Source organism: Nocardia goodfellowii (assembly GCF_017875645.1).
In the GTDB taxonomy this organism is placed as follows: Bacteria; Actinomycetota; Actinomycetes; order Mycobacteriales; family Mycobacteriaceae; genus Nocardia; species Nocardia goodfellowii.
Genome location: NZ_JAGGMR010000001.1, coordinates 6,511,205 through 6,532,469 on the forward strand (window position 1 = coordinate 6,511,205; position 21,265 = coordinate 6,532,469).

The following is a 21,265-nucleotide window of genomic DNA, read 5'->3' on the forward strand; positions in this document are numbered from 1 at the left end:
CATGGGCAGACCACGGGCATTCGACGAGTCCGCAGTCCTCGACGCGGCAGCACGCCAGTTCCGCGTGTTCGGCTTCAGCGACAGTTCGACCGAACAGCTGTGCGCGGTCGCCGGTGTGCGCAGGAGCAGCCTGTACAACACGTTCACATCGAAAGAGGAGCTCTTCCATCAGGCGCTGCGCCGCTACATCTCGGTCGCGGACCAGGCACAGGAGGCGATTCTCGGCGACGCGAGCCGGACCGGCCGGCAACGCCTGGAAGCGCTGGCCGAGGCGGTGCTGGATGAGGAACGCGTAGCCGCCGAGCAGGGGCACGCGGCCGGTTGCATGGTCGTGAGTACCTACATGACGCCCGGCGTGATCCACCGCGATGAGCGAATAGCTCAGGCACTGGCAGCTTCGTTGCGACGGCGACTGGCACTGCTGGCCGAAGCGATCCGGACCGGCCACGCCGATGGCAGCTTGCGGCGCGACATCGACGCCGACGACGGCGCTCTGCTCGTGGTGACCACGATCTCCGGGCTTCGCGTCCTGGCTCAGGCCGGCGCTACCCCTGATCAGTTGCGCCGCGTATGCATGCTGGGCCTAGAACCTCTACTCGCCCGCGATTGAACGAAACCATCTCCCGCACAACGCAATACGATTCGGCACAGAGGAGTATTTCGATGACCTCGACCACGCTTACCGACCAGCGCATCGCCATCGTCCGGCGCGCTTTCGAACTGATCGACGCGCGCGATCCGGCGCTACTGGACCTCTACACCGATGACGTGGAACTCTACTTCCCGAAATTCGGTGTGGGCCACGGCAAATCAGACATGGCCGAGTTCGCGCGGCGGCTCTGGGCCGATCTGTCGAGCCTCGAACACGATATCGACGGCCTGGACATCATGGTCGCGGGTGATCGGATCATCGTCGAGGGCCGCGAATGGGGCACCACCGCCGACGGGCGCCGATGGCCGGACCAGCGCGTCTCGACCGGTCGCTTCTGCAATGTCTTCACCTTTCGCGGCACCCTGATCAGCGCGGTCCACATCTACGTGGATCCGGACTTCACCAGCAGTCATCAAGAGAAGGTGCTGCAGCTGCACCGCCAGTGAACGGCGCCGAGTAGACCAGCGGTGGGTGCGGAAATCTTCACCGCGGCAAGAGAAATAGCGCATCGAATGGCGGTGGGCCTCCGATGCGCTATCGCTGCCACGCGCACATCCGCGCGCGAGCGGACCTTTAGTTGCGGCCGGTCACCTCGCGCGCGATCGCCGCGAGCCGGGTCTGCGCCGCCGAGACGACACTCTGCCGGTTCTTGTTCGCTTCCTCATAGGCGAGGATCGCGCGCACGTCGGCGGGGTTGGTCAATTCCTTGATGGCGGCGACGGATTGGTTGACGTTCAGCTCGTCGTAGTCGCCGATCGGCAGCTCCTCGGGTTCGAGAATGCCGGTGGCGGTCCGCACCGAATGCAACGCGTCGGCGGTGCCGCCCGCGCCTTCGCGACGGGTGACGCGCTCGGCGGTCTCGAGCGCGGCGTCGCGGGAGGCGGTGAGGGTCTTGACCGTCACGTCACCGGCCCGCACACCCCGCTCGAGGAGTTCGCCCAGCGCCGGCGGAGCGGAGCGGAAGGTATCCAGCGCCCGGTCCAGCCCACGGGCCGACCAGCTGACCGGAACGTTGACGAGTTTGACCGCGGTCCCGGTGGCCGCCTGAAGCGGCGTGCGGCGCAGGGCGGCCGGACCACCGAGGGCGTCCTCGGCCAGCACGGTGCTCAACCATTCCACTGTCGCCGAGTGCGCGTTGATCAACCGGTCCGCCAGTGCCGCGATGTCGGATTCCTTGGCGCTGACCGCCAGCGCCTTGAGGTAGCGCGCGCGGTCGAGCAGCTGATGCTCGAGGGCGAGGTCGCCGAGCAGGGCTTCATCGAACGGCTGCGCCTGTTCGGCCATCGCCTTGACCGCTGCGGCGAGGCGGCCCAGGAAGGGACCGATCACCGCCGGGACGCCACCGAGGTCGCGGATCGCGGCTTCGATCGCCTCGGCGCGGGCGCGCGCATTGTCGGCGTTCTCGGTCAACTCGCGTTGCACAGCTTCGGTTCGGGCTTGGGCTATCCGGGTTTCCGCGATCTGAATCTCGGTATTGGTCAGATCTCGGAGGGCGCGCAGCTGTGCCAGCAAAGTGTGAGTGCTCATGGAAATATTCGTCCTTCGCTATCGACGGCAGGCTCGGCGCGGCGATGCACCGTGACCATGACTGTCATCCACCATCGGTGGACACGTCTTCCGCCTACCACGAGAAGTCCGGGCCAAACTTTCCTCGGCCGACACCGGCAGGCCCCTCGGCCGGACTGACGATCGAGCGAATCATCTTGATACCGAGCCGATCTGCCGCGTGTACTGGTGCGACGTTGCCCGCCGCACCGGTGTCCGGCGGAGTGTGTTGATCTGGGTCACAATCCAGATGTGTGCGGCCCGAGGGGTTTCCGTCACTGGACGTCGCGCCGTAGCGAGTCGATCATGCCGAGCGCGATCTGGCCGGCTTCGCGGCGCACCTGCTCGTCGTTCGTTTCGGCGAGGCTCCAAGCCAATTCGGTGAGCAGCCCGTACACGGCTCGGACGGTGAGTTGGGGCGATCGGGGCCGGAAGACGCCCGCGCGGATCAACTCGTCGACCAGATCGCGGATCAGCCCGACCATGTGGCGTTCGTCGAGTTCGCGCCAGCGGGCCCAGCCCAGCGCGACGGGACCTTCCTGCAGCACGATCCGCTGATAGGCCACGTCGGTGCATTCGTCGAGGAAGACGTTCAGGGCTCGCACCGCGGTGTCCCAAGGGTCACCCGGCGCGCCGAGCGCCGTGGTCAAACGCTCGGTCAGCTCCTGCTCGACCTGCTCGAAGACGGCCTCGAAGAGTCCCTGCTTGCCGTTGAAGTGGTGGTACACGGCGCCGCGCGTCAGGCGGGCGGCGCCGGCGATCTCATCGGCGGACAGGTCCGAGTACTTCCGTTCGATGAACAGGCGGCGGGCCGTCGCCAGCAGAGCGGAGCGAGTGGCTTCGGCGTATTCCGCACGTCGTCCCTTGACAGTCACAGCAACCAGGCTACATTGACATACACCATGTATCTCAGATGTTAGGTGTATGCGAATGTCGGATCGCAGGGACGTGCTCGTAGTCGGGGCCGGGGCGGCAGGGCTGACGGCAGCGCGGGTCCTCGCCGCGGCGGGGCGCGATGTCGTGGTGCTCGAGGCCCGCGAGCGCGTCGGCGGGCGTACCCACACCGTCGCGATACCGGACAGCACCGGCTATGTGGAGGTCGGCGGCATGTGGGTGGGGCCGGGCCAGGATCGGGTGCGGGCCTTGCTGACCGAACTCGGGTGCGCCACCTACCCCACGCATGATCAGGGCTCGAAGATCGGCGAATTCGGTGGCCGCGTCACCCGCTACCCGGGCCGGATACCGCGCCTGAACCCGTTGGTGCTGGCCGACATCGCCCGCACACAGCTGCGCCTGGACCGATCGGCCCGGCGCGTGCCACTGTCCGCACCGTGGACGGCGCCGCACGCCGCGGAACTCGACGCGCAGACCTTCGACACGTGGCTGCGCGACAATTCCCACACCTCGACCGGACGCGCGTTCTTCCGGCTGATCACCCAGGCGGTCTGGTGCGCCGAGCCAGCGGAGATGTCGGCGCTCTGGGCGCAGTTCTACATCCATGCCGGCGGCGGCGTCGACTCCTTGATCAACACGACCGGCGGCGCACAGCAGGATCGGGTCGTCGGCGGCGCGCAAGGGCTGTCGATCGCGATGGCCGAGGACTTGGGCGACCGGGTCGTCCTCGGCACGGCGGTGACCGAGATCGACTGGGGCGGTGACAGAATCGGCGTCCGAGCCGGTCGGCGGCAGTGGTGGGCGCGACACGTGATCATCGCGGTTCCGCCGCCGCTGGTGCAGGGCATCCGGTTCACCCCCGACCTGCCCGCCGAGCGCGCCCAACTGCTGCAACGCCTGCCGATGGGCTGGACAATCAAGGTCAACGCGGTCTACGACGAACCGTTCTGGCGCGCGAGGGGGCTGTCCGGGCAGGCCAACAGCGACCGGCGCGCCCTCGGCACGGTTTTCGACGCGGGCCCGCCGAGCGGCGAACCCGCCGTCCTGGCCGGATTCCTCGAAGCCGGCCACGCCCAGACGGCGGCGCGCCTGGCGCCGGAACAACGTCGCGCCGCGGTACTCGACGACCTGGCGGCGTATTTCGGCCCCGAGGCCCGCGATCCACGCCACTACATCGAACGGGATTGGGCCGCCGAACCTTTCAGCCGCGGCTGCTACGGCGCGTTCGCGACGCCCGCGACGCTCACCCGCTTCGGCCCCGAACTGCGCCGCCCGACCGGCGCGTTGCACTGGGCCGGCACCGAAACAGCCACCCGCTGGGCCGGTTACATCGACGGCGCGATCGAATCCGGGCAGCGCGCCGCCCGGGAAATCCTCGAACGTCCTGAATGACTTACTGTTCCCACTCATTACCCGAAAGGTGTGTCATGAAGTTCCCCATGCGGCGCATGGCGGCGGCGATCTTCGCCGCCGGGTTTTCGGTCACCGCCGCTGGATTGTCGACGGCGGAACCGCTTCCTTCGACGGAGCCGGGAGCCATAGTGTCGTCCCGTCAGCTCGACGGCTCCGAGCTGATCCCGCAGGCGGGCAAGGGGTTTCGACTCGTGTACCGGACCACCGGTCAAAATGGCGAGCCGCAGGTCAGCGGCGGAAATATCTACCTGCCCGCCGGGAGCCCGCCGCCGGGTGGATGGCGGGTGGTCTCGTGGGGGCATGGCACGAGCGGCATGCGACAGGGTTGCGCGCCCAATCTCATGAACGGACTGGCGGATACGCACGATGAGACGCCACAGCTGTCCGCGTTACTGGCCGAGGGTTACGCCGTCGCGGCGACCGACTACATCGGGCTCGGCGCGCCCGGCCGCTACGAGTACCTGGCCGGACGAGCCGAAGGGCACGCGGTACTCGATATCGTGCGAGCCGGTCGGCTCGTCGACGCCGGCCTTTCCGGATCCTATGTGCTGGCCGGGCATTCGATCGGCGGGCACGCGGCGTTGCTCGCCGCGCACTTGTCGTCCGGTTACGCACCGGAACTCGAGCTATACGGAACGGCGGCCTTCGCTCCGACCAGCAACTACGAGGATGTGATCAACGTGCTCGCCGGACCTGATCTGGCCGCGCCGTTGCCCGCGGGGTTGCAGGTACGGGTCTTGATGATCCTGGCCGGACTGGACCACGCCCGTCCGGAACTGAACGCCCTGGACTACCTCAGCGAGCGGGGAAAGCACGTGCTGGGCCTCGCGGCGGACGGTGCGGGGTGCCTGGAGTCGGCCTCGGCCGCCGTCTCGGGACGGCCGCTCGGCGAGTTGTTCACCAGGCCCCTGACCGACCCGGCCCTGACCGCCGCCCTCCGCGACTACATGGGCGTGCCCGCTACCGGCTACCGGCAGCCGGTGCTGCTGCTGCAAGGTGGAGCGGACACGGTGCAGCCCGCCCCGACGACAATGCTGCTCCAGCAACAACTTCAGCAGGGCGGGGCGGACAGCCGCCTGCGGTTCTATCCGGCGGCCACCCACTTCACGCTCCTGCCGGAGGCCCGCTCCGACACGACCGCGTTTCTCGCCGAAGTCCTTCCGGATCGCTGATCCACGTGCGCCGGACCGCTTGTGCCGGTCCGGTCAGCGCTCGGCTGCGGTGTGCGGTTCGGTGGACGCGCGCGGGACAAGGGTCGGCTGGAAGGAGATGTGTTCGACGAAGCTCTGGTTGCCGGCCGCCGCGACGAGCAGATCGATGGCCGAGGTACCGATGAGGTTGCTCGGCTGCCGAATCGAGGTCAGCGGCACGAGCGCCGATTGCGCGAAGTCGATGTCGTCGTAGCCGATGAGCGCGATATCGGCGGGCACGCGTACGCCACGCAGGGTCAGTGCCTGCAAGACGCCGATCGCCAAGAGATCGTTGGCGCAGAAGATCGCATCGGGCCGGGCCGCGGTATCCGCGATCTGTTCGCCCGCCGCACGACCGGCCAAGACGGTCGGCGCGGTGGTTTCGATCAGGTCCAGGGTCGCGCCCGGGTGTTCCCGAATGGCGGATCGGGCACCGGCGAGGCGATCCGCGATCTGGTGCAGCGACAGCGGCCCGCCGACGAAGGCGAGGCGGCGACGTCCGGTCTGGCACAGATGCCGCACCGCGATCCGCCCGCCCGCTGTGTCGTCGACCGCGACCGACGAGAAAGGCGTGTCGCTGCCGTCGCGGTCGACCAGAATCACCGGAACCCCGCGCTGATGCAAGGCCCGCAGCCGGCCCAGGTCGTCGCCGGAGGGCGAGATCAGCAAACCGAAAACTCTTTGCTCATCGAAGGTTTCGAGGTAGAGCCGTTCCCGGTCGGCGTCGTCGTCGGTGGATCCCAGCAGTACGACCAGATTGTTCTCGGCCGCGCGTTGTTCGGCGGCGCGGGCGATATCGGAGAAGAACGGGTTGCCGATATCGAGCACGACCAATCCGACGCAGCGTGAGCGCCCGGCCCGTAGCTGGCGGGCGGCGTCGTTGCGGACGAAACCCAACTTCTCGATCGCGGTGTGCACCCGCGCGACGGTGGCCGGGCTTACTTTGTCCGGTGCGTTGAGGACGTTGGAGACGGTGCCGACCGAGACACCCGCGGTCGCCGCGACCTCCTTCATGCTCACCACCGGCTACCGCGCCTCCTTCGGGTGCCGCCGCGGTCGCGTCGACAGGTCTGGAATCATCCCCGATCTTCTATAAGTAACGGCCGGGGAGCAAGTCTGACCAGTTGGGTGACGTGTTGCGGTGTCAGCTCGTCCAGGCTGGTGACCCCGAGCAGACGCATGGTGCGTTCGACTTGTTCGGCCAGAATGGCGATCGCCCGGTCCACGCCTGCTTCACCGCCCGCCATCAGGCCGTACAGGTATGCGCGCCCGATCAGCGTGAAGCGGGCGCCGAGCGCGACGGCGGCCACGATATCGGCGCCGGACATGATGCCGGTGTCGAGCATGATCTCGGTGTCACGGCCCAGTTCGGCGGCCACCGAAGGCAGCAGATGGAACGGGACCGGCGCCCGATCGAGCTGCCGCCCACCATGATTGGACAACACGATGCCGTCCACGCCGACCTCGACGACCGCGCGGGCGTCGGCGAGGGTCTGCACGCCTTTGACCACGATCTTGCCCGGCCACTGGTCGCGGATCCAGGCCAGGTCGGCGAAGGTGACCGTGGGGTCGAACATCGTGTCGAGCAGTTCGGCGACCGTGCCCGACCAGCGATCCAGCGAGGCGAAGGCCAGCGGTTCGGTGGTGAGGAAGTCGATCCACCACGCCGGGCGCGGCAACGCGTCCAGAATGGTCGCCGGCGTCAGCGCCGGCGGGATCGACATGCCGTTGCGCTTGTCGCGCAGACGCGCACCGGCGACCGGCACGTCGACGGTCACCAGCAAGGTGTCGTACCCCGCCGCGGCCGCGCGCTCCACCAGCGCCATCGAGCGGTCCCGGTCTTTCCACATGTAGAGCTGAAACCAGTTGCGCCCATGGGGATTAGCCTGGGCTACGTCCTCGATGGAGGCCGTGCCCATGGTGGACAGGCAGAACGGGATCCCCGCCCGGCCCGCCGCGCGGGCGCCCCCGTATTCGCCCTCGGTCTGCATCATCCGGGTGAAACCGGTCGGGGCGATACCGAACGGCAGCGACACCGGAGCGCCGAGTACCTGCCGGCCGGTGCTCACCTTGGACACGTCCCGCAGGATCGCGGGATGGAACTCGATGTCGAGGAACGCCTGCCGGGCGCGGGCGATGGACAGTTCGGCCTCGGCGGAGCCGTCGGTGTAGTCGAAAGCCGCCTTGGGCGTGCGCCGTTGGGCGATCACGCGCAGGTCTTCGATCGTCAGCGCCGCGTCCAGGCGTCGCGTCCGCGGGTTGAGTTGCGGCCGCTTGAACCGCAGCAGCGGAGCGAGGTCACGGGGTTTCGGCAACTGCCGTTTCATCAGCCGGCCTTTCTGGTCGAAGTGTCGCCGCGCGGGGTGTAGCGCCGCAAAGCGAACGTAGTGGCCACTACAGCCCGTAACGCTTCCAGATCACCGCTCAGCAGCCCGTGGGTGCGCGCTTGAATCAGTATGTTGCCGATCGCGGTGGCCTCCACCGGACCCGCCACCACCGGCAGGCCGGCGTGATCGGCGGTCAACTGGCACAGCAATCGGTTCTGCGCACCGCCGCCGACCATGTGCACCGTGCGCACCGCGGTTCCGGACAGTTCGGCGGCGGTACGCACGCCATTCGCGAAGGCCACCGCGAGACTCTCCACGATGGCGCGCACCATATCCGCGCGACCGGCGGGCGCGGGCAGATCGTGTTCGGTGTACCAGTGCGCGATTCGGGCGGGGATGTCGCCGGGCGTCAGGAAGCGCGGGTCGTCGACATCGAAGACGGCCGCGGGCGCCGGGCGCGCCGCGGCGTGCTCGAGCAGTCCCGCAAGGTCGACGCGGGCGTCGTCACGCTGCCAGCACCGCACCGACTCGCTCAGCAACCACAGCCCCATCACGTTGTGCAGGAACCGGATTCGGCCGTCCGCGCCGATCTCATTGGTGAAGTTCGCCGCCCAGCTCGCCGCGTCGATCACCGGAGCGGTCAGTTCCACACCCACCAAACCCCAGGTGCCGCAAGAGATGTAGGCCGCAGATTCGGCGCTCATCGGCACCGCCGCCACCGCCGATGCCGTGTCATGCGAGGCGACCGCGCTGACGTGCACCGATGGGCGCAGGCCGTGTGACGCCATCGCCGGCAGGACGGGGCCCAGGATTGTGCCCGGATCGACCAGGGCGGGAAACAAATCCGCGCGCACGCCGGTGCGGGTGTGCAGTTCGCGGTCCCAGTGACCGTCCGGGCCGAGCAGTCCGGTCGTGGAGGCATTGGTGCGTTCGGTGGCCATCGCACCGGTGAGCCAGTAACCGATCAGGTCGGGTATCAACAACGCGTTGTCGGCCACATCGATGTCTCCGTCGAGGTGATCGGCCGCGAACTGGTAGATCGTCGTGAACGGCAGGAACTGTAAACCGTTGCGCGCGTACAGCGCCGGGGGCGGCACGGCGGCGTGCACGGTCTCGACCCCGGCGCGGCTGCGGGTGTCGCGGTAGTGGTGCGGCAGACCGAGTAGCCGCCCGCCACGCAGCAATCCGTAATCCACCGCCCACGAATCGATCCCGACGCCGCACAGTTCCGGGGCCTGCCGGGCGGCTTCGGCGAGCCCAGCGCACACCTGGGCGTACAAGCCCGCGATGTCCCAGTGCAGGCTCGCCCGTCGGCCGTTCCAGATTTCGACCGGCTCGTTGGCGAACCGGGCCACCTGCCGCATCTCCAGCCGATCCGGCCCGACGGTGCCGAGCATGACCCGGCCGCTGGTCGCGCCCAGATCCACGGCGGCCACCTGCCCGGTGCGCGGGCCGCTCATCGCAGGAATGCCGCGGCCACGCCCGCGTCGACGGGCACGTGCAGGCCGGTGGTGTGGGAGAAGTCCGCACTGCACAGCGCGAACGCCGCGTTGGCGATGTGCTCGGGCAGTACCTCGCGCTTGAGCAGGGTGCGCTGGGCATAGAACCGGCCCAGATCGGACTCCTCGACGCCGTAGACGGCGGCGCGTTGCGCGCCCCAGCCGCCGGCGAAGATGCCGGAACCGCGCACGACACCGTCGGGGTTGATGCCGTTGACCTTGATGCCGTGCTCGCCGAGTTCGGCCGCGAGCAGCCGAACCTGGTGTGCCTGATCGGCTTTCGTCGCCGAGTAGGCGATATTGTTCGGCCCGGCGAACACCGAGTTCTTCGACGATATGTAGATGATGTCGCCGCCGAGGCGCTGGTCGATCAACGCGCGCGCCGCGGCCTTGGACACCAGGAACGAACCGCGCGCCATCACGTTGTGCTGCAGATCCCAGTCCGCGGCGGTCGTCTCCAGCAGCGACTTCGACAGGGACAGACCGGCGTTGTTCACCACGATGTCGATCCCGCCGAAGGCCAGGACACAGGCATCCACGGCCGCCTGTACTCGCGCTTCGTCGGTGACGTCGGCACTGATCCCGATCGCGATGTCGGAGGAGCCGATCTCGGCGGCGACCGAGGCGGCCTTGGCACCGTCGAGATCGGCGACGACCACGCACGCGCCCTCGGCCGCGAGGCGATGTGCGATCGCCTTCCCGATGCCCGAGGCCGCGCCGGTGACCAGCGCGATCCGGGTGGCGAGCGGTTTAGGTGCGGGCATCCGGGCCAGCTTCGCCTCTTCCAGCACCCAGTACTCGATGCGGAACTTCTCGGCCTCATCGATCGGTTCGTACCGGGAGATGGCTTCCGCGCCGCGCATCACGTTGATCGCGTTCAGATAGAACTCACCGGCCACGCGCGCGGTTTGCTTGTCCTTGCCGTAGCTGAACATGCCTACGCCCGGGATCAGCACGATCGCCGGATCCGCGCCGCGCATGGCGGGTGATTCGGCGGTGGCGTGCCGTTCGTAGTAGGCGCGATATTCCGCGCGATAGTCCTCGTGCAGTTGCTGGAGACGGTCCCGGCATTCCTCGACGCTCGCGGTCGCCGGCAGATCGAGCACCAGGGGTTTGACCTTGGTGCGCAGGAAGTGGTCCGGGCAGCTCGTTCCCAGGGCCGCCAGGCGCGGATGCTGGTCGTGGGACAGGAATTCCAGCACCGCGGGGTCATCGGTGAAGTGCCCGACCTGGGCCTTGTCCGTCGATGCCAGTCCACGCACGAAAGGCGCGAGCGCGGCCGCCCTGGCCCGGCGCTCGTCCACCGGCAGCGCCGCGTATCCCGGCAGCGGTGCACCGAAAGGCGCTGGCCGGCCGTTGCTTTCGATGAAACGCTGGACGGTGTCGATGATCTCGAGGGAATGCGCCTCGGCTTGATCGGAGGTGTCGCCCCAGGCGGTGATGCCATGCCCACCGAGGATTGTGCCGATCGCCTGCGGGTTCCGCTTCCTGATCTCGGCGATGTCGAGACCGAGTTGGAAGCCCGGTCGCCGCCAGGGCACCCAGAGCACCCGGTCGCCGAAGATCTTGCGGGTCAGTTCCGCGCCGTCCGCCGCTGTCGCCAAGGCGATGCCGGAATCGGGATGCAGATGGTCGACGTGTGCGGCGTCGACCAGCCCGTGCATCGCGGTATCGATCGACGGCGCCGCTCCCCCGCGTCCGTGCAATGTGTAGTCGAGCGCGGCGACCATCTCGTCTTCCCGATCCGGGCCCGGGTAGACCTCGGTGAGCGCGCGCAGCCGATCCAGGCGCAGCACCGCCAAGCCCGGCTCGGTCAGGGTGCCCAGGTCGCCACCGGAGCCTTTGACCCACATCAGCTCGACCGGCCGACCGGTGACCGGGTCGGTGTCGGTGCCCTTGGCGGAGGTGTTGCCGCCCGCGTAATTGGTGTTCCTGGGGTCGGATCCGAGTCGATGGGAACGGCCGATCAACTCCGCGATCGTGGGGTGGGACATGGTTGCTGTTTCCTCGTTTCGGGTGAGGTCCGGATCGGTAGTTCTCATATCGTCAAGCGCCCCAACCGGATTGCGCACCGCCGACGCGTTCCGCCTCGATCTGCCGCTGGTACCCGGACCGCGCGAACGCGGCCATCGGATCCTCGGGCAAGCCGTGTTCCGCGCGCCACCGCGCTAGCCGTGGCCGCACATCGGTGTAGAAGGCATCCATGAAAACGCTGTTGGCGGTCAGCACGTCACCGTTCTCCTGTGCCTCGGTGAGCGCGTCGAGGTCGACCATTGCCGCCCGCGCGGTCATCTCCTGCACGTTGAGCACCGAACGGATTTGCCCCGGGATCTTCGCTTCGACGTTATGGCACTGGTCCAGCATCAGGGCGACACCGGAATCGGCGTCCAGCCCGCCGCCCCGGATCACCTCGAACAAGATGCGGAACAGCTGGAACGGATCGGCCGCGCCGACAATGAGATCGTCGTCGGCGTAGAAGCGGGAATTGAAATCGAACGAACCGAGTTTCCGCAACCGGAGCAACTGGGCGACGATGAACTCGATATTGGTGCCGGGCGCGTGGTGTCCGGTGTCCAGGCATACCATCGCCCGCTCCCCCAGCGCGGAAACCTGCGCGAAGGCGGTCCCCCAATCCGGAACATCGGTCATATACGTGGCGGGCTCGAAGAACTTGTATTCCAGAACGAGCCGCTGTCCCTCGCCGATGTGCTGATAGATGGTCGCCAGCGATTCCGCCAGCCGGTCCTGCCGACCCCGGATGTCGCCCTGCCCTGGGTAATTCGTGCCGTCGGCCAGCCAGATCTTCAGATCTGTGGAACCGGTCTCCGCCATCACCTCGATACAGGCCAGATGATGGTCGATCGCCTTCTCCCGCACCTTCTTGTCGATGTGGGTGAGACTGCCGAATTTGTAGTCGTCGTCCTGGAAGGTGTTCGAATTGACGGTGCCCAGTCGTACTCCGAGATCTTCGGCGTACGCGCCGAGGGCACGGTAGTCCGCGACCTCGTCCCAGGGAATGTGCAGTGCCACAGTCGGTGCCAGGCCGGTGAGCCGGTGGACGGTGGCCGCGTCGGCGATCTTCTCCCGGATGGTGCGGGGTGTGCCCGGCGTACCGAACACCTTGAATCTGGTGCCGGCGTTGCCGAATGCCCACGACGGCAATTCGATCTTGAGGTTGTCCATCAAGGTTTCGATCGAGCTCATCAGCGCACTCCCACCTGCTGATCGGAAGGGAACGTGTCGCCGTCCGGCGGCACGGGACTGCCGTATCGTTCGATTTCGATCTCCTGCAAGGTTTTTCCTTGGGTCCGCGGTGCGAACACCGCACCGATGATCAGCGCGACGGTCAGCAAACCGACCAGAAGCAGACCCACCGTGGTCAGCCCGGTCGCGGCGAGCATGGTCGGGAAGAAGTAGCTGAGCAGGCCGGTGGCCGAACGCACCACCAGAAACATGAAGCCCTGGGCGCTGGCACGATAGGGCGTGGCGAACAATTCGCTGGTCCACAGGCTGTAGAAGGCCTGCGCGCCGATACCGCTGGACACGCCCCACAGCACCGCGAACACCAGCAAGGTCGGCATTCCCGCGTCGGTGAAGAAGACGAGAACACACCACGCGAGCACACCCAGTGCGCCACCGATCACATACAGCAGCCGCTGCGAAATACGGTCGGCGTAGGCCATGAAGCCGAAATAGGTGGCCGCGACGGTGCAGCCCCACACCAGCACCTGGAGCAGATTCTGTTGCACGGCACTGTGCACACCGGCGCTGTCGTACACCCGCGGCATGAAGATGCCGGCCTGCCCGGCGACGGTGTTCCAGAATCCGTAGATACCCATCAGCACGAGCAGCGCGGTGATATTGATGCGGCGCGAGAACAAACCGCGCAGACCCGCACCTCCGACGGAAGAGCTTGCGCCGGTGCCGGATTCGTCCTTCCAGATCTGGGATTCGGCCAGACCCTGCCGGATCCACCACACCACCGCCGCGACGACGAAGAGGTGCAGGAAGATCAGCCGCGAACCGGCCAGCTCCAGCGGGGCCAGGGCCGCGGCCAAGGCGAATCCGATCAGCGGGCCGACCGACCAGGCCAATTGCGCGGTGCCGACATGGCGGGCCCGCTCGGTCGACGGCGCCTGCTCGGCGATGTAGGTCCACGACGCGGGGACGCCCGCGCCGACCGCCAACCCGGTGATGACGAACGCGATGAGCAGCATGGCGAAGTTGACCGCGAACGCGGCGAGCAGCACACCGACCATGTAGACGATCAGGTCGTAGGTGTAGATCGCCTTGCGGCCGAAGCGATCACACAGCGGACCGCCGATACCAGCCCCCACCGCGGCGCCGAACGCGTTGGCGCTCAAAGCCGCGAGCAATCCGACGGCGAAATTGCTGATATCGAAGGCGTCCTGCCAGAAGGTCAGGCTGGTGGCGATCGCGATGATCGAACCGGCTTCGATGTAATTGGACATGGCGACCGAGATCGTCGCCTTCCACCCGGTGGTGGATCTTGCGCCTACCTTCATGGTTTTCCTCATCGATCAGGGGCGAGCTTTGTGCGCGGCGGGGCAGGTCAGTCGAGATGGAAGTACTCGGTCAATCGCCGCATCGAGGTATCGGGCCGGGCGCCCGCGGGCGCCTGGAAGTATTCGGCCATCGAGCGCTGCCAGCGGGCGTTCACCTCGGTCGAGGCCATGGCCGAAACCGCGCGCTCGAAGTCGTCGGTCTCTAGATATCCGACGACGAGACCGTCCTCCGGGCGCAGGAACAGCGAGTAGTTCGACCACCCGGCCTGCCGGAGCGCGTCGAGCATCTCGGGCCACACCGTGGCGTGCGCGGCCAGGTAGTCGTCGACGCGGTCCGGGCGCAGCGTCAGCAGGAAGCAGACACGCTCGAGGGTGTCCGGCATCGCGACCTCCAGAATTGAAACGTTTCAAACAGTGAGTGGCATCACTGTACGTTCCAGAAGTGACCCGGTCAACAGGTTCGTTCGGTCGCCTTGAAGCGCCCAAGAGCTACCGTACGGCTATCGATTTCCGGATCCGCACGTACCAGCGCCCGCGGTGGCGCGATATCGAATGACTCGTTTACGCAGTGGTCTCGTCCGCGAGACGCTGCAGGTAGACGGCGAATTGACGCCGGTCATGGTCGGACCACGACGCGGTGAGCTGATCGAAGCAGCGCCGTTGCCAATCGCGAGCGGCGGCATGCAGTTCGCGCCCGCTATCGGTCAGACACAGGACGGCTCGTCGTCGATCATGGGCGGAGTCGCCGCGAGCGAGATACCCGGCCGCGACCGCGTCCCGGACCATGCGGCTGGCTCCGGAGTGGTCCAGGCCGAGCTGGGTCGCGACGGTGGTAACGGTAGCTTCCGTGGTGGTTCGCAGCGCGGCGGCGACGGCTTCGACGACCTGGATGTGCTGGATTTGCCGCAGGTCACCGGCAGGTTCACGCTCACGGGTGAACGCGCGACCGGTCCATCGGCGGGACCAGAAACGCACCAGCCGGAACAGCGCCGGTCCGCCGTCCGGCGTCGTCGCATCCGGTCGGCGGTTCCGCGTCGCATTGACATCCACCTCGACATCGTATGCGATGCGCACCTATATTTGTATGCGTATCGCATGCAAATGGGTCGCGGTCCGGCCCGCACCGCAGGAGGTTGGCCATGTCCATCGTTCTCAACCACACGATCGTTCCGGCGACCGACAAACGGGCGTCGGCCACGTTTCTCGCCGAGTTGCTGGGCTTGCCGGTATCGGCGCCGGCCGGGCCGTTCGTACCGGTAGTACTCAACGACGATCTGACCTTCGACTTCGAGGATCATGCGCAGGTCGACCCCGGTCATTACGCGTTCCTCGTCGACGAGCAGACCTTCGACGCGGTCTTGCACCGCTTGTCGAAATGGCCTGCCGTCGACTACGGCTCCGGCCCGGAGAATGGGTGGGACCGGGAGATCAACCACTTGGCCGGCGGCCGGGGTGTCTACGTTCGGGATCCCGACGGCCACGGGTACGAACTGTTCACCGCGGTCCCCTGAACCCGCCCGGGAAACGAAACCGGGCCGGCTCCGAAGAGCCGGCCCGGAATTCGATCGGAACGGTCAGGCGAGGTCGAAGCGGTCGTTGTTGGCCACCTTGACCCATGCGGCCACGAAGTCCGCGACGAACTTCGCGCCCGCGTCGCGCTGCGCGTACACCTCGGCTACGGAACGCAGTACCGAATGCGAACCGAAGACGAGATCGTTGGCGGTAGCGGTCCACTTGGTCTGGCCGGAGCGCCGGTCGACACCGTCGAACACGTTCTCCGCCGACTCGGAGGGCTTCCACTCGGTATTCATGTCGAGCAGGTTGACGAAGAAGTCGTTCGTCAAAGTGCCTGGGCGGTCGGTGAATACGCCGTGCTCGCTGCCGCCGTAGTTGGCGCCGAGCGCGCGCAGGCCACCGATCAGGACCGTCAGCTCCGGAGCGGTCACGTCGAGCATGTACGCGCGGTCGAGCAGCAGACGCTCCAGCGGCGCCTTCTCACCGGTGCGCACATAGTTGCGGAAGCCGTCGGCCCGCGGTTCGAGCACCGCGAACGACTCCACGTCCGTACTCTCCTGCGTCGCGTCCGTTCGTCCCGGCGCGAACGGCACCGTGATGTCGTGACCGGCGTCCTTGGCCGCCTTCTCGATGGCCGCGGCCCCGGCGAGGACGATCACGTCGGCCAGCGAAACCTGCTTGCCGCCGGTCGCGGAACCGTTGAAGTCCTGCTGGATCTGCTCGAGCACGGGCAGCACCTTGGCCAGCTCCGCGGGTTCGTTGACCTCCCAATTGCGTTGCGGCTCCAAGCGAATCCGAGCGCCGTTGGCGCCACCGCGCTTATCGGTGCTGCGGAAGCTCGCCGCGGACGCCCACGCGGTCTTGACCAGCTGCGCGATCGACAGGCCCGATTCCAGGACCTTGCCCTTCAGCGCCGCGATGTCCTGCTCGTCGATCAGTTCGTGGTCGACGGCCGGCACCGGGTCCTGCCAGAGCTGCGGTTCGGGCACCCACGGGCCCAGGTAGCGGCTGATCGGGCCCATATCGCGGTGCAACAGCTTGTACCAGGCCTTGGCGAACGCCTCGGACAACTGCTCCGGATGTTCCAGCCAGCGGCTGGTGATCTCCCGGTAGATCGGATCCTCGCGCAGCGCCAGGTCCGTGGTCAGCATCGTGGGTTTGCGCGCCGGACCGTCGAACGGATCCGGGATGGTGGCCTCGGCGTCCTTCGCGGTCCACTGCCAGGCGCCGGCGGGGCTCTTGGTCAGCTCCCACTCGTGGCCGTAGAGATTCTGCAGGAAACCGTTGCCCCACTTGGTCGGCGTGGAGGTCCAGACGACCTCGAGGCCGCTGGTGATCGCGTCCTTGCCCTTGCCGGTGCCGTATGCGCTCTTCCAGCCCAGGCCCTGCTGTTCGGTGGGTGCGGCTTCGGGCTCGGGACCGACGAGAGCGGCGTCGCCCGCGCCATGGGTCTTGCCGAAGCTGTGGCCGCCGACGATCAGGGCGGCCGTCTCCTCGTCGTTCATGGCCATGCGGCCGAACGTCTCTCGGATATCGCGCGCGGCGGCGACCGGATCCGGCTGACCGTTGGGGCCCTCCGGATTCACGTAGATCAGGCCCATCTGGACCGCGCCGAGCGGACCCGCCAGTTCACGGTCACCGCTGTAGCGCTCGTCGCCGAGCCAGGTGTCCTCCGGGCCCCAGAAGATCTCCTCCGGCTCCCAGATATCCGGGCGGCCGAAACCGAAGCCGAAAGTCTGGAAGCCCATCGACTCCAGCGCCACATTGCCGGCGAACACCAGCAGGTCCGCCCAGGAGATGCTGTTGCCGTACTTCTGCTTGACCGGCCACAGCAGGCGGCGGGCCTTGTCCAGGTTGGCATTGTCCGGCCAGCTGTTGAGCGGCGCGAAACGCTGCGCGCCCTGACCGCCGCCACCGCGTCCGTCGGCGATGCGGTAGGTGCCCGCGGCGTGCCAGCTCATCCGGATGAACAGGCCACCGTAGTTGCCGTAGTCGGCGGGCCACCAGTCCTGCGAATCGGTCAGCACCGCAGCGACGTCGGCCTTGAGGGCCTCGACATCGAGCTTCGCGAACTCCGCGGCGTAGTCGAAATCCGGGCCCAGCGGGTTGGACTTGGACGAGTGGGCGTGCAGCACCGAGACATCGATCTGCTCGGGCCACCAGTCCTTGTTGCTGTGCGGGCGGCGGTCGGTCTTGGGCTTCGGGGACGAGATCGCCGGGTTCTCGCTCTCGCTCTCGCTGTGTGTCGCGGTGTCGGGAGCGGGTGGACGACTATCGGATGTCACGAGGTTCCTTCCTGAATGAATGGGCTGCGGTCAGGGACTTGGTGATGCCGCACAGTCGGGACACAGACCCCAATAGATGACTTCGGCCTCGTCGATCGCGAAACCGCTGTCATCGGAGGCGGTCAGACACGGGGCTTCGCCGATCGCACAGTCGACATCGGCGATCACTCCGCACGCGCGGCAGACGACGTGGTGGTGGTTGTCGCCGACCCGGGTCTCGTATCGCGCCACCGAACCGGACGGTTGGATACACCGGAGTAGACCCGCCGCGGTGAGCGTGTGCAACGAGTCGTACACCGCCTGGTGCGAGACCGCCGACAGGCGGGCACGCACCGCGCGAATGATCGATTCCGTATCGGCATGCGGGTTTTCGTGTACCGCGTTCAGCACCGCCACGCGCGGTGCTGTCACACGGAGCGAAACTCCCCGCAGCATCTGCTGGAATTCCGTGGCCGTGGGCACGCCCAGAAGTCTCGTCCGCTTTCTTGAACGAGTCAAGGGTCCTCGGGGAGACCGACCGCCGGCGCGTGTCGGACGGGACGGCTGGAGGGCATCGACCACGAACTTCCACCCGGCACCTGGGATCGACTGCTCGCTGCCATCCTGGCCCGCCAGCTCGAGCCCGAGGGCGGGTCAACCGGCGCATAGCTGGTCGAGCATAGGAGCGAAGCACCGACCCGGCGTCGGCGCTTCGACCGCCTGCCCCGGGACTTATTCCGCGTAGAGCTGATCTTTGCCCTGCGCGCTGTAGCCGAGGCTCCAGATGTATCCGTCCGGGTCCGCGAAAGTGCCGCCGTACCCGCCCCACGGCAGCGCGCCGGCGGCTTTGAGGATGGTGGCGCCGGCCTGCTCGGCTTCCGCGATGAGCTCGTCGACCCGGGCCTCGCTGCGGACGACGTAGGTCAGAACCACCCCGCTGAAACCGTCGCCCTCCGGGCTGACGCCCACCTGCTGGGCCAGGCCGTCGCGGCCGTAGAAGCCGACGGGCGTGGCACCCTCCGACTCGAAGAACACCGAGACGCCGTAGTCGTTCTTGATCTTCCAGCCCAGACCGTCGGTGTAGAACCGCTTGGCCCGCTGCATATCCCGGACGCTCAGCAGAATAGAACTCGCGTGCGCTTTCATGATCATCTCCATTTCTTCGAGGGGTTCGTGCTACCTGAACCGGCGGCCCGAGCCGAGCCCGGATGTCACATCGGCGGCTCTTCGCCGGTCAATGGGTATGACAGGCCGAGACAAAGGAATGTGACAGATGGACCAGCAGGACTGGCTGAGCGAACGGTTCGCCGAGCACCGAGGCCACCTACACGCGGTGGCCTACCGGATGCTCGGCTCGCCGGGTGCGGCCGAAGACGCGGTGCAGGAAGCGTGGCTGCGGATCAGCCGCGCCGACACCGGGCAGGTGGAAAATCTCGCCGGCTGGCTGACCACGGTCGTGGCCCGCGTCTGCCTGAACATGCTCGAGTCACGCCGTTCCCGGCGGGAGGACCCGGCCGGAGCACTGCCGCCGGAACCGGACGCGCCGAATCCGGCGCTACAGCCGGCCTGCCCGGAAGAGGAAGCGCTGCTGGCCGATTCGGTGGGCGTCGCGTTGCTGGTGGTGCTGGACACGCTGACGCCCGCCGAGCGACTGGCATTCGTGCTGCACGATGTCTTCGGCGTCTCGTTCGGCGAGATCGGCGTCGTCCTCGATCGATCCTCGGCGGCGACGCGGCAACTCGCCAGCCGAGCTCGCCGCCGGGTGCAAGGCGTGGCGAGCGCCTCCGATGCCGCGCGCTCGGCGAACCGGGACCTCGTCGAAGCGTTCCTGGCCGCGTCCCGGAGCGGAGACTTCGCCGCCCTGCTGGAGTTGCTCGATCCGAACGCGGTAGCGCTCGAGGTACGCGGCGCGCACGCGGTGGCGGCGTTCTTCGCCGGGCGAGCCCACGCGGCCCGGCTCGCTCTGGTCGACGGCGTACCAGGGGCTGTCTGGTGGCATCGTGGCCGGCCGAAAGCCGTTATCAGGTTCACCATCACGAACAGCAGGATCATCGCGATCACTGTCGACACCGAACCGCACCAACTGCGTGACCTCGGCATAGTCCTGCTGCACTCCGGCAACGGGGAACGGCGATGAGCGGAACCTCCTGCGGCATAACCGGAGTCGAGGCCTACGCGTTGCTGGTGCACGATCTGGACGAAGCCCTCGGCTTCTACTGCGGCGTGCTCGGCTGCACACGCCGCGACGACCTCGAAGCTCGGCCATCGGTGTCGGTGAGCGTCAGCCCGCCGGCGCAGCCGCATGTGCGGATCGTGCTGCACTCCCCCGGCACCGACCCGGCCACCGCACCCGCCGACCGGCAGACGATCGCGGACCTGATGACCAGGGGCATACTCGCCCGGCGGCTGGTCTTCGGCACCGACAACTGCGCGGCCACCTTCGAGCGGCTGGAGGCCGCCGGGGCCGAAGTGCTGCAAGAGCCCATCGCCAGGCCCGACGGTGCCCGCGACTGCGCCTTCTTCGACCCCTCCGGCAATCTGCTGCGGTTCACCGAATCCCGCTCGGTGTGACCTAGGCCGGAACCGGGCGGCTGCGGTCGGTGGCCAGCAAGACGGCGACCGCACCGAGCAGGGTGCCGGTGACCCAGCGTTGTGCGCGCAGCCAGAGCGGGCGGCCGGAGAGGAACGCGGCGAGGGTGGCGGCGCCCAGCACGATCAAGCCGTTGACGATGAGCGCGATACTGATCTGTACGGAGCCGAGCAGCAGACTCTGCAACCAGACGCGCCCGTGTTCCGGCGTCACGAACTGCGGGATCAACGCCATGTAGATGATCGCGATCTTGGGATTGAGCAGGTTGGTCACCAGTCCCATGGTGAACAGTTTGCGGGCCGAGTCCGCGGGCAGGCCGGACGGCTCGAACACCGAGAGTCCACCGCGCAGTGTCTTCCACGCCAAGTACGCCAGATACGCCGCACCGGCCAGCTTCAGGCCCAGATACAACCCCGGCACCACCGCGAAGATCGCGGTAATGCCGACGGTGGCGGCCACCAGATACACCATGAACCCGATCGCGACGCCCGACAGCGAAACCAGACCCGCGCGCCGCCCCTGCGAGACGGTCCGCGACACCAGGTACACCATGTTCGGCCCCGGCGTGAGCACCATTCCCAGCTCGATCGCGGCCACTCCCAGCACCGCCGTCATTTCGATCATGCCTGCATCCTGTGACACGCCTCGGCCGCCTGTCGACAGGCATTACCGACTCGGTGGACCGCCAACCGGCGAGGCGGCGGCGCGCGCGATCCGAAATCGGTTGGGCCAGTGGCCGACTGGCGGTGATGCGGTGGTCCGGCGGGCACCGGAGAGAGTTCATGACGAGTCCCGAATCACGCTCGGTCGTGGTGCTCGTCGCGGCCGAACGCTTCGCTGTGGTAGACGC

21 protein-coding genes are annotated in these 21,265 nt (G+C 67.5%); 7 read left to right on the top strand and 14 right to left on the bottom strand.

All coding sequences use genetic code 11. The features are described 5' to 3' along the window. The first annotated feature begins 1 nt into the window (after position 1). Positions 2 to 610 (top strand): TetR/AcrR family transcriptional regulator, encoded by a 609-nt coding sequence (locus tag BJ987_RS30115; RefSeq protein WP_209896462.1) that lies wholly within the window; start codon positions 2 to 4, stop codon positions 608 to 610. Between the two features lie 53 nt (positions 611 to 663). Continuing rightward, positions 664 to 1,098, top strand: coding sequence for a nuclear transport factor 2 family protein (locus tag BJ987_RS30120; protein ID WP_209896463.1), 435 nt, complete (start codon positions 664 to 666; stop codon positions 1,096 to 1,098). 127 nt (positions 1,099 to 1,225) lie between these two features. Here the strand turns inward: BJ987_RS30120 and BJ987_RS30125 are convergent, their stop codons facing one another. Together BJ987_RS30125 and BJ987_RS30130 are read right to left on the bottom strand one after the other, a co-directional pair. Next, on the bottom strand, positions 1,226 to 2,179 hold the full coding sequence (locus BJ987_RS30125; protein WP_209896464.1) for a ferritin-like domain-containing protein: 954 nt from the start codon (positions 2,177 to 2,179) through the stop codon (positions 1,226 to 1,228). A 293-nt stretch (positions 2,180 to 2,472) separates the two neighbouring features. Continuing rightward, positions 2,473 to 3,072 carry a TetR/AcrR family transcriptional regulator gene (locus BJ987_RS30130; protein ID WP_209896465.1) on the bottom strand — a complete coding sequence of 200 codons (600 nt, stop codon included), beginning with the start codon at positions 3,070 to 3,072 and terminating at the stop codon, positions 2,473 to 2,475. A gap of 55 nt (positions 3,073 to 3,127) precedes the next feature. Between BJ987_RS30130 and BJ987_RS30135 the strand changes: the two genes are divergently transcribed. Continuing rightward, positions 3,128 to 4,483, top strand: a complete 1,356-nt coding sequence (locus tag BJ987_RS30135) for a flavin monoamine oxidase family protein (RefSeq protein WP_245366196.1) — start codon at positions 3,128 to 3,130, stop codon at positions 4,481 to 4,483. A gap of 35 nt (positions 4,484 to 4,518) precedes the next feature. Further along, a complete protein-coding gene (locus BJ987_RS30140; RefSeq protein WP_245366197.1) occupies positions 4,519 to 5,676 on the top strand; it encodes a lipase family protein in 1,158 nt (385 codons plus the stop codon). A gap of 33 nt (positions 5,677 to 5,709) precedes the next feature. Here BJ987_RS30140 and BJ987_RS30145 read toward each other — a convergent pair whose 3' ends face one another. From BJ987_RS30145 to BJ987_RS30180, 8 genes are all read right to left on the bottom strand, one after another. Continuing rightward, a complete protein-coding gene (locus BJ987_RS30145; protein ID WP_209899320.1) occupies positions 5,710 to 6,708 on the bottom strand; it encodes a LacI family DNA-binding transcriptional regulator in 999 nt (332 codons plus the stop codon). Positions 6,709 to 6,770: 62 nt separating this feature from the next. After that, positions 6,771 to 8,021 (bottom strand): alpha-hydroxy acid oxidase, encoded by a 1,251-nt coding sequence (locus tag BJ987_RS30150; RefSeq protein ID WP_209896467.1) that lies wholly within the window; start codon positions 8,019 to 8,021, stop codon positions 6,771 to 6,773. Then, the gene (locus tag BJ987_RS30155) at positions 8,021 to 9,481 is read right to left on the bottom strand and encodes a rhamnulokinase (RefSeq protein ID WP_209896468.1); all 1,461 of its coding nucleotides are present in this window, start codon (positions 9,479 to 9,481) and stop codon (positions 8,021 to 8,023) included. Before BJ987_RS30155 ends, BJ987_RS30150 begins: the two co-directional genes overlap by 1 nt. Next, positions 9,478 to 11,514 (bottom strand): bifunctional aldolase/short-chain dehydrogenase, encoded by a 2,037-nt coding sequence (locus BJ987_RS30160; RefSeq protein WP_209896469.1) that lies wholly within the window; start codon positions 11,512 to 11,514, stop codon positions 9,478 to 9,480. Before BJ987_RS30160 ends, BJ987_RS30155 begins: the two co-directional genes overlap by 4 nt. A 52-nt stretch (positions 11,515 to 11,566) precedes the next feature. Further along, entirely contained in the window at positions 11,567 to 12,724 is a 1,158-nt protein-coding gene (rhaI, locus tag BJ987_RS30165; protein ID WP_209896470.1) for an L-rhamnose isomerase, read from the bottom strand. Further along, positions 12,724 to 14,046, bottom strand: coding sequence for an MFS transporter (locus tag BJ987_RS30170; RefSeq protein ID WP_209896471.1), 1,323 nt, complete (start codon positions 14,044 to 14,046; stop codon positions 12,724 to 12,726). Before BJ987_RS30170 ends, rhaI begins: the two co-directional genes overlap by 1 nt. 47 nt (positions 14,047 to 14,093) lie before the next feature. After that, positions 14,094 to 14,429, bottom strand: a complete 336-nt coding sequence (locus BJ987_RS30175) for an L-rhamnose mutarotase (RefSeq protein WP_209896472.1) — start codon at positions 14,427 to 14,429, stop codon at positions 14,094 to 14,096. Between the two features lie 178 nt (positions 14,430 to 14,607). After that, positions 14,608 to 15,096, bottom strand: coding sequence for a MarR family winged helix-turn-helix transcriptional regulator (locus BJ987_RS30180; protein ID WP_307869800.1), 489 nt, complete (start codon positions 15,094 to 15,096; stop codon positions 14,608 to 14,610). 89 nt (positions 15,097 to 15,185) lie between these two features. On the opposite strand from BJ987_RS30180, the gene BJ987_RS30185 reads away from it, so the two are divergent. Then, positions 15,186 to 15,557, top strand: coding sequence for a VOC family protein (locus BJ987_RS30185; protein WP_209896473.1), 372 nt, complete (start codon positions 15,186 to 15,188; stop codon positions 15,555 to 15,557). Positions 15,558 to 15,620: 63 nt separating this feature from the next. Here the strand turns inward: BJ987_RS30185 and katG are convergent, their stop codons facing one another. From katG to BJ987_RS30200, 3 genes are all read right to left on the bottom strand, one after another. Next, positions 15,621 to 17,846 carry a catalase/peroxidase HPI gene (gene katG / locus BJ987_RS30190; RefSeq protein WP_209896474.1) on the bottom strand — a complete coding sequence of 742 codons (2,226 nt, stop codon included), beginning with the start codon at positions 17,844 to 17,846 and terminating at the stop codon, positions 15,621 to 15,623. 30 nt (positions 17,847 to 17,876) lie between these two features. Beyond that, a complete protein-coding gene (locus tag BJ987_RS30195) occupies positions 17,877 to 18,281 on the bottom strand; it encodes a Fur family transcriptional regulator (RefSeq protein WP_245367620.1) in 405 nt (134 codons plus the stop codon). A gap of 276 nt (positions 18,282 to 18,557) precedes the next feature. Then, positions 18,558 to 18,971, bottom strand: coding sequence for a VOC family protein (locus tag BJ987_RS30200; protein ID WP_209896476.1), 414 nt, complete (start codon positions 18,969 to 18,971; stop codon positions 18,558 to 18,560). 127 nt (positions 18,972 to 19,098) lie between these two features. On the opposite strand from BJ987_RS30200, the gene BJ987_RS30205 reads away from it, so the two are divergent. Further along, positions 19,099 to 19,962, top strand: coding sequence for a sigma-70 family RNA polymerase sigma factor (locus BJ987_RS30205; RefSeq protein ID WP_209896477.1), 864 nt, complete (start codon positions 19,099 to 19,101; stop codon positions 19,960 to 19,962). Then, the gene (locus tag BJ987_RS30210) at positions 19,959 to 20,396 is read left to right on the top strand and encodes a VOC family protein (protein WP_209896478.1); all 438 of its coding nucleotides are present in this window, start codon (positions 19,959 to 19,961) and stop codon (positions 20,394 to 20,396) included. Before BJ987_RS30205 ends, BJ987_RS30210 begins: the two co-directional genes overlap by 4 nt. Before the next feature lies 1 nt (position 20,397). Here the strand turns inward: BJ987_RS30210 and BJ987_RS30215 are convergent, their stop codons facing one another. Then, positions 20,398 to 21,039 (bottom strand): LysE family translocator, encoded by a 642-nt coding sequence (locus BJ987_RS30215; RefSeq protein WP_209896479.1) that lies wholly within the window; start codon positions 21,037 to 21,039, stop codon positions 20,398 to 20,400. Between the last annotated feature and the right edge of the window lie 226 nt (positions 21,040 to 21,265).

Excerpts from the sequence above, each read along its gene's own strand:
- BJ987_RS30120 (WP_209896463.1), top strand. The coding sequence starts at position 664 with ATGACCTCGACCACGCTTACCGACCAGCGCATCGCCATCGTCCGGCGC.
- BJ987_RS30195 (WP_245367620.1), bottom strand. The coding sequence starts at position 18,281 with ATGCTGCGGGGAGTTTCGCTCCGTGTGACAGCACCGCGCGTGGCGGTG.
- BJ987_RS30175 (WP_209896472.1), bottom strand. The coding sequence starts at position 14,429 with ATGCCGGACACCCTCGAGCGTGTCTGCTTCCTGCTGACGCTGCGCCCG.
- BJ987_RS30150 (WP_209896467.1), bottom strand. The coding sequence starts at position 8,021 with ATGAAACGGCAGTTGCCGAAACCCCGTGACCTCGCTCCGCTGCTGCGG.
- BJ987_RS30185 (WP_209896473.1), top strand. The coding sequence starts at position 15,186 with ATGTCCATCGTTCTCAACCACACGATCGTTCCGGCGACCGACAAACGG.
- BJ987_RS30125 (WP_209896464.1), bottom strand. The coding sequence starts at position 2,179 with ATGAGCACTCACACTTTGCTGGCACAGCTGCGCGCCCTCCGAGATCTG.
- BJ987_RS30215 (WP_209896479.1), bottom strand. The coding sequence starts at position 21,039 with ATGATCGAAATGACGGCGGTGCTGGGAGTGGCCGCGATCGAGCTGGGA.
- rhaI (WP_209896470.1), bottom strand. The coding sequence starts at position 12,724 with ATGAGCTCGATCGAAACCTTGATGGACAACCTCAAGATCGAATTGCCG.
- BJ987_RS30210 (WP_209896478.1), top strand. The coding sequence starts at position 19,959 with ATGAGCGGAACCTCCTGCGGCATAACCGGAGTCGAGGCCTACGCGTTG.
- BJ987_RS30145 (WP_209899320.1), bottom strand. The coding sequence starts at position 6,708 with ATGAAGGAGGTCGCGGCGACCGCGGGTGTCTCGGTCGGCACCGTCTCC.
- BJ987_RS30160 (WP_209896469.1), bottom strand. The coding sequence starts at position 11,514 with ATGTCCCACCCCACGATCGCGGAGTTGATCGGCCGTTCCCATCGACTC.
- BJ987_RS30140 (WP_245366197.1), top strand. The coding sequence starts at position 4,519 with ATGAAGTTCCCCATGCGGCGCATGGCGGCGGCGATCTTCGCCGCCGGG.
- BJ987_RS30135 (WP_245366196.1), top strand. The coding sequence starts at position 3,128 with ATGTCGGATCGCAGGGACGTGCTCGTAGTCGGGGCCGGGGCGGCAGGG.
- BJ987_RS30170 (WP_209896471.1), bottom strand. The coding sequence starts at position 14,046 with ATGAAGGTAGGCGCAAGATCCACCACCGGGTGGAAGGCGACGATCTCG.
- BJ987_RS30205 (WP_209896477.1), top strand. The coding sequence starts at position 19,099 with ATGGACCAGCAGGACTGGCTGAGCGAACGGTTCGCCGAGCACCGAGGC.
- BJ987_RS30200 (WP_209896476.1), bottom strand. The coding sequence starts at position 18,971 with ATGAAAGCGCACGCGAGTTCTATTCTGCTGAGCGTCCGGGATATGCAG.
- BJ987_RS30155 (WP_209896468.1), bottom strand. The coding sequence starts at position 9,481 with ATGAGCGGCCCGCGCACCGGGCAGGTGGCCGCCGTGGATCTGGGCGCG.
- BJ987_RS30115 (WP_209896462.1), top strand. The coding sequence starts at position 2 with ATGGGCAGACCACGGGCATTCGACGAGTCCGCAGTCCTCGACGCGGCA.